Genomic DNA, 6,315 nt, shown 5'->3' with positions numbered 1-6,315 from the left:
ATCAAACTCTCCGTGAATGTTTACCGGTAATCCGGTCGACACCACGAGAGCGGAACAGTCAGGCGGAATAAGCCCGACCGTTCACAGCGTCCTCGCTGTGTTTTTTCAAAGGAACCTCGCCCCAGCTGATGCTGGAGACGGGGTATCAACATATCTGGCGTTGACTTTTGGCACGCTGTTGAGTTCTCAAGGAACGGTCGCTTCCTTTGTACTCACCCTCTCGGGCTTTCCTCCGGGCGCTTCCCTTCGGTCTTGCGTTTCCGACTCTATCAGATCTTTTCTCGACCCGATTTCCTCGGCGCTTTCCAGGTTTCCGCTTCCGCGTTTCCCTTTCCGGCGGTTCCGACTTTATCAGAGGTTCCGGGCCGGATTGACCGGCCACGCATTTCCGATTCATCGGGAGGGGCTTCAGTGAAATCAACGTTTCACGAAGCAGACAGATGCTCACTGTCGCCGATCCGGGGTTGAACCCCTTGTCCAGGCAACTGTTCGAATCTACCTCCCCGCATGCGCCGTGTCAACGGCTCCTGTGGGGCGAAGAGGAGACTAGCAGCTGAACGGAGGTGGTCGCACATCCGGCTGCCGCGGGGCCGTTCAGGCGGCTGTCGGCACGGTGGCGCTGCGTTCCGCCGCCTCCACGTCGCCGGTCTCGCCGGCGCGGGCGGCACGGCCGCCCAGGACATAGACGTAGGCCAGAAAGGCCAGTTCGGCGACGACTCCGATGGTGATGCGGGCCCACGTGGGGAGGCCGGACGGGGTGACGAAGCCTTCGATGGCGCCGGAGATGAAGAGGACCACGGCCAGGCCGATGGCCATGCCGATGGCGGCACGGCCCTCTTCCGCGAGAGCGGTGCGTCGTGTGCGGGGGCCCGGGTCGATGAGGGTCCAGCCGAGGCGCAGGCCGGTGCCGGCGGCTACGAAGACGGCGGTCAGTTCGAGCAGGCCGTGCGGGAGGACCAGACCGAGGAAGGTGTCGAGGCGGCCGGCCGAGGACATCAGGCCGACGCCGATGCCGAGGTTGAGCATGTTCTGGAAGAGGATCCAGATGACCGGGAGACCCAGGAAGACACCGAGGATCAGGCACAGGGCCGCGGCCCAGGCATTGTTCGTCCAGACCTGGGCGGCGAAGCTGGCGGCCGGGTGGCTGGAGTAATACGTCTCATACTGGCCGCCGGGGCGGGTGAGCTCGCGCAGTTCGCTGGGGGCCGCGAGGGAGGCCTGTACTTCGGGGTGGGTTCCGATCCACCAGCCAAGGAGCGCCGCGACCGCCGTGGACAGCAGTGCGGTGGGTACCCACCAGTGGCGTGACTTGTAGACGGCGGCGGGGAAGCCGTGAGCGAGGAAGCGGGTCACGTCGCGCCAGGAGGCGCGACGGGTGCCTGTCACGGCACTGCGCGCGCGTGCCACGAGCTGGCTGAGCCGGCCGGTCAGCTGGGGGTCGGGGGCGCTGGTCTGGATCAGGGAGAGGTGCGTGGCGGTGCGTTGGTAGAGGGTGACGAGTTCGTCGGCTTCGGCACCGCTGAGGCGGCGCTGGCGACGCAGCAGAGCTTCGAGGCGGTCCCACTCCGCTCGGTGGGCGGAGACGAAGACGTCGAGGTCCATCGGTGTGCCTGCTCCTCGGCTGTTCGTCGGCGGCTCTCGTGGATCAGCTTGTCGTACTGCGGCGCGATGCGCCTTCAGCTTGGCAGACTGGCCCTGTCGGGGGCAGGGCAGGGGAAGGACGGCGGGCGTGAGTGAGCTGGTGACGGGCGAGGCGGTGGCGCTGGAGCTGCGCCCCGCGAGGTTGCCCAGCAGGGCGCTGGCCGTGTTGCTGGATCTTGTGGTGGCCATGGCCGTCTACGTGGCGGTGACCATCGCGATCGTGGTTTCCACGGCCTCGCTGGACGAGGCGGCGCAGACGGCGTTGTCGATCGCGACGTTCGTTCTCGTGCTGGTGGGCGGGCCGATCGCGGTGGAGACGCTCAGTCACGGGCGCTCGCTCGGGAAGGTGGCGTGCGGTCTGCGAGTGGTGCGGGACGACGGGGGGCCGATCCGGTTCCGGCATGCGCTGGTAAGGGGCTTGATCGCGGTCATCGAGATCCTCATGACCTTCGGGGTCGTCGCGTGTATCGCCTCGTTCGTATCGGCGCGTGGGCGACGGCTGGGCGATGTGTTCGCGGGGACTCTCGTCGTAAGGGAGCGGATTCCGGTCGCGCGGACCGCCTTCGTGCCGCCTCCTCCGCCCTGGCTGGCGGGGCGGTTCTCGGGGCTCGATCTGTCCGCCGTGCCCGACGGGCTGTGGCTCGCCGTCCGTCAGTACCTGACGCGTATGCAGCAGCTGGACCCGCAGGTGGGCTGGTCCATGGCGGAGCGGCTGGCGTCGGATCTCGCCGAACGTACGGGGGTTCCGGTGCCGCAGGGTGTGCCGCCGGCGGCGTATCTGGCGGCGGTCGTGCATGAACGGCAATCGCGGGAGGCCCGGCGGGCTTTCGGGAGCGGACCGACGTCGCCGACCCCGTCGGCTGCCGGGGCCCCTCCGGCTGCTGAGGCCTATCCGGCTGCCAATGCGGCTTCAGTTGCTGAGACCCCTTCAGTGGCGGGCGCGACGTCCGCTGCCTACGGGCCGCCGGTCGTGCCGCCCGGCGCGGCCGTCGAGTCGTCCGGCGGGGCTAGGCCCGAGGAGTCGCATGAGGTGCCGGCCGGCGATCGGCCCGGGACCGGGTTCGTGCCGCCGTCGTAGGGAGGGCGGGGCTGCCCGTTCAGCGGGGGTTGCGCTCAGAGGAACACCGACGGCGGTGATTCGAGGTCTTCGAGCTCGATGCCGGGGGCCGCGAGCACCACGTCGCCGGCGATGTGCACGGAGTGCTGTTCGCCCGTGTCCAGGGCTGTGACCTGGTATTCGTCCACGGTCAGGGGGCCGTTGTCAGTGGCGTGTGCTTCTCTTTTCAGCAAGGTCCAGGACTGGTCCACGGTGCGCGGGGCGAGGACTGGGTCCGTGAAGGCGACGAGGCGTACGCGGGTGCCGGCTGAGGAGGGGGTGAGGCGCAGGAGACGGGTCGTGGCGATGAGGAACGCCGGGGAGGTGCCGGTGAAGGCGTGGGCGCGCACATTGCCTTCGGTGGCATCGGTTCCGGTGGGGTCGGTGCGGACCCAGGTGACGCCGTCGAGGGCGGCGCCGCGGACCTGCCAGGCGGCGGCGTGGAGTTCGAGGCGGATGGGGCGGCCGAGTTCGTCGAGGGTGAGGTCGACGGAGCCGTGGTGATCGCCCGAGGGGGTGGTCAGCTGGGAGACGTAGCGCCAGCCGGAAGGGCCGATGGCGCAGTGGAAGTGCTCTTCTGCGAGGGGGGTGTGATCGTGCGGATCGTGGAGCGAATATCGGCCGCGGGGCATGGGGGTCCTGGGTCTTGACGGGCTGGACCGGTCGTGGTCCGTCAAACGGGGCAGGCCCCCGGCACGGGGGTGCGGGGGCCTGCCTCGGAGGATCTGATCGGCAGCGGTGTGCTGCTCGGCTCAGTAGCGGTAGTGGTCCGGCTTGTACGGGCCTTCGACCTGCACACCGATGTACTCGGCCTGCTCGGGACGCAGCGTGGTCAGCTTCACGCCCAGCGCCTCCAGGTGAAGACGGGCGACCTTCTCGTCCAGGTGCTTGGGCAGCACGTAGACACCGGTCGGGTACTCGTCGGGCTTGGTGAACAGCTCGATCTGCGCCAGCGTCTGGTCCGCGAACGAGTTGGACATCACGAACGACGGATGACCGGTGGCGTTGCCCAGGTTCAGCAGACGGCCCTCGGACAGCACGATGATCACCTTGCCGTCGGGGAAGGTCCAGGTGTGGACCTGCGGCTTGACCTCGTCCTTCACGATGCCCGGGATCTTCGCGAGGCCGGCCATGTCGATCTCGTTGTCGAAGTGACCGATGTTGCCCACGATCGCCTGGTGCTTCATCCGGGCCATGTCACCGGCCATGATGATGTCCTTGTTGCCGGTCGTGGTGATGAAGATGTCCGCCGTCTCGACAACCTCGTCCAGCGTCGTGACCTGGTAACCGTCCATCGCCGCCTGCAGCGCGCAGATCGGGTCGATCTCCGTGACGATCACCCGGGCGCCCTGACCGCGCAGCGACTCCGCGCAACCCTTGCCCACGTCTCCGTAGCCGAAGACGACGGCGGTCTTGCCGCCGATGAGGACGTCGGTGGCCCGGTTGATGCCGTCGATGAGCGAGTGGCGGCAGCCGTACTTGTTGTCGAACTTCGACTTGGTGACGGCGTCGTTCACATTGATCGCCGGGAAGAGCAGCACACCGTCGCGCTGCATCTCGTACAGGCGGTGAACACCCGTCGTGGTCTCCTCGGTCACGCCACGGATCTCCGAGGCGAGCTGGGTCCACTTCTGGGAGCCGTCGGTGATGGTGCGGTTCAGGAGTTCGAGGATGACGCGGTGCTCGTCGTTCTCGGCGGTGTCGACGGCAGGGACCTTGCCGGCCTTCTCGTATTCGACGCCCTTGTGGACGAGGAGGGTGGCGTCACCGCCGTCGTCCAGGATCATGTTCGGACCGCCGGTGGGGCTGTCCGGCCACGTCAGCGCCTGCTCCGTGCACCACCAGTACTCCTCCAGCGTCTCGCCCTTCCAGGCGAACACCGGGACACCCTGCGGGTTGTCGGGCGTGCCGTTCGGGCCCACGGCGATGGCTGCCGCGGCGTGGTCCTGCGTGGAGAAGATGTTGCAGGAGGCCCAGCGGACCTGGGCGCCGAGGGCGACCAGGGTCTCGATGAGCACCGCGGTCTGCACGGTCATGTGCAGGGAACCGGTGACACGGGCGCCGGCCAGGGGCTGCGCCTCGGCGTATTCCTTGCGGATCGCCATCAGGCCCGGCATCTCGTGCTCGGCGAGGGTGATCTCCTTACGGCCGAATTCGGCCAGGGAGAGATCGGCGACCTTGAAGTCCTGTCGCTTGTCGACAGTCGTCATTGAGAGCTGCTCCTCGGGATTGGGTCGAGGTGGGTACGGCTGGTCTGCGCGGCGGCGGACACAGGGGTGCCCGAAAGAGGACACAGGCATGCCCGCGTGTGCGCAGCGCAGTCCGTCGGAGGCCCTCTCTCCCTCGGCCGGTCCGCGGTGGGACCGCCCGACCGCCATCAGCAGCGACGTCTGGCTCCGTCCCAAGCTACACCGGGGGCGCCTGCGATCCCCAGTCCGCAGGGAAACACATCAAGCCGATCCCGTGACGGGCGGGGGTGGGGGTGTCGGTGAAGTGCGGGAGTGGTGGAAGGCGGCGGGGCCCGCCGAGTGGCTCGGCGGGCCCCGTGACCGGAGGAGTCGTAGGTGGTGGTGTCAGTGGTCGGTGGGGCCGCCGGGGCTTGCCTCGGGGTCGGGGCCCTTGGCGGCTTCGGCCTCGCTGTAGATGTCCGGCTCGAGGTAGATCACGCGGGCGATCGGGACGGCCTCGCGGATGCGGCCCTCGGCGGCGTTGATGGCGGCGGCGATCTCGGTGGCCGTCTCCTCGTGGCGGACGGCGATCTTGGCGGCGACGAGGAGCTCCTCGGGGCCGAGGTGGAGCGTGCGCATGTGGATGATGCGGGTGACCGTGTCGCCGTCGACGACGGCGGCCTCGATCTTCTGGGTCTCCTCGACGCCGGCGGACTCGCCGAGCAGCAGCGACTTGGTCTCGGCGGCGAGGACCAGGGCGATCAGGATGAGCAGGATGCCGATGCAGAGGGTGCCGATGCCGTCCCAGACGCTGTCGCCGGTGAGCAGGGCGAGGCCGACGCCGCCGAGGGCGAGGATCAGGCCGACGAGGGCGCCGAGGTCCTCCAGGAGGACGACCGGGAGCTCGGGGGCCTTGGCGTGGCGGACGAACTCCTTCCAGGAGCGCTTGCCCCGCAGGACGTTGGACTCCTTGATGGCCGTGCGGAAGGAGAAGGTCTCGGCGATGATCGCGAAGACGAGGACGCCGACCGGCCAGTACCAGTTCGTCAGCTCGTGCGGGTGCTTGATCTTCTCGTAGCCCTCGTAGAGGGCGAACATGCCGCCGACCGAGAAGAGGACGATGGAGACGAGGAAGGCGTAGATGTAACGCTCGCGGCCGTAGCCGAAGGGGTGTTGCGGGGTGGCCTCGCGCTTGGCCTTCTTGCCGCCGACCAGCAGCAGTGCCTGGTTGCCGGAGTCGGCGACCGAGTGCACGGACTCGGCGAGCATCGACGACGAGCCGCTGAAGAGGAACGCCACGAACTTCGCTACCGCGATCGCGAGGTTGGCGACCAGTGCCGCCACGATCGCCTTGGTGCCGCCTGACGCGCTCATATGTTCGCGTTGTCCCTTCGTACGCCGTTCCAGGGC

At 68.3% G+C, this 6,315-nt stretch carries 5 protein-coding genes; 1 reads left to right on the top strand and 4 read right to left on the bottom strand.

Annotated elements, in window-relative coordinates; translation table 11 throughout:
• Positions 1-594 precede the first annotated feature (594 nt).
• Entirely contained in the window at positions 595-1,602 is a 1,008-nt protein-coding gene (locus QC385_RS06795; protein ID WP_279540343.1) for a stage II sporulation protein M, read from the bottom strand.
• Positions 1,603-1,729: 127 nt separating this feature from the next.
• Between QC385_RS06795 and QC385_RS06790 the strand changes: the two genes are divergently transcribed.
• Entirely contained in the window at positions 1,730-2,719 is a 990-nt protein-coding gene (locus tag QC385_RS06790; RefSeq protein ID WP_279540342.1) for an RDD family protein, read from the top strand.
• A gap of 35 nt (positions 2,720-2,754) precedes the next feature.
• Here the strand turns inward: QC385_RS06790 and QC385_RS06785 are convergent, their stop codons facing one another.
• From QC385_RS06785 to QC385_RS06775, 3 genes are all read right to left on the bottom strand, one after another.
• Positions 2,755-3,369: a hypothetical protein gene (locus QC385_RS06785; RefSeq protein WP_279540341.1), complete on the bottom strand. Its 615-nt coding sequence runs from the start codon at positions 3,367-3,369 to the stop codon at positions 2,755-2,757.
• Positions 3,370-3,489: 120 nt separating this feature from the next.
• On the bottom strand, positions 3,490-4,947 hold the full coding sequence (gene ahcY / locus QC385_RS06780) for an adenosylhomocysteinase (protein ID WP_279540340.1): 1,458 nt from the start codon (positions 4,945-4,947) through the stop codon (positions 3,490-3,492).
• Between the two features lie 363 nt (positions 4,948-5,310).
• Entirely contained in the window at positions 5,311-6,279 is a 969-nt protein-coding gene (locus tag QC385_RS06775) for a cation diffusion facilitator family transporter (protein ID WP_279540339.1), read from the bottom strand.
• Positions 6,280-6,315 lie beyond the last annotated feature (36 nt).

Source organism: Streptomyces sp. DH10, from assembly GCF_029813805.1.
GTDB classification, from domain to species: Bacteria; Actinomycetota; Actinomycetes; order Streptomycetales; family Streptomycetaceae; genus Streptomyces; species Streptomyces coeruleofuscus.
This window is presented reverse-complemented; position numbering and strand designations above follow the sequence as displayed.

Bases quoted from the DNA above. Each gene is read 5' to 3' on its own strand.
- QC385_RS06785 (WP_279540341.1), bottom strand. From the start codon at position 3,369: ATGCCCCGCGGCCGATATTCGCTCCACGATCCGCACGATCACACCCCC.
- QC385_RS06775 (WP_279540339.1), bottom strand. From the start codon at position 6,279: ATGAGCGCGTCAGGCGGCACCAAGGCGATCGTGGCGGCACTGGTCGCC.
- ahcY (WP_279540340.1), bottom strand. From the start codon at position 4,947: ATGACGACTGTCGACAAGCGACAGGACTTCAAGGTCGCCGATCTCTCC.
- QC385_RS06795 (WP_279540343.1), bottom strand. From the start codon at position 1,602: ATGGACCTCGACGTCTTCGTCTCCGCCCACCGAGCGGAGTGGGACCGC.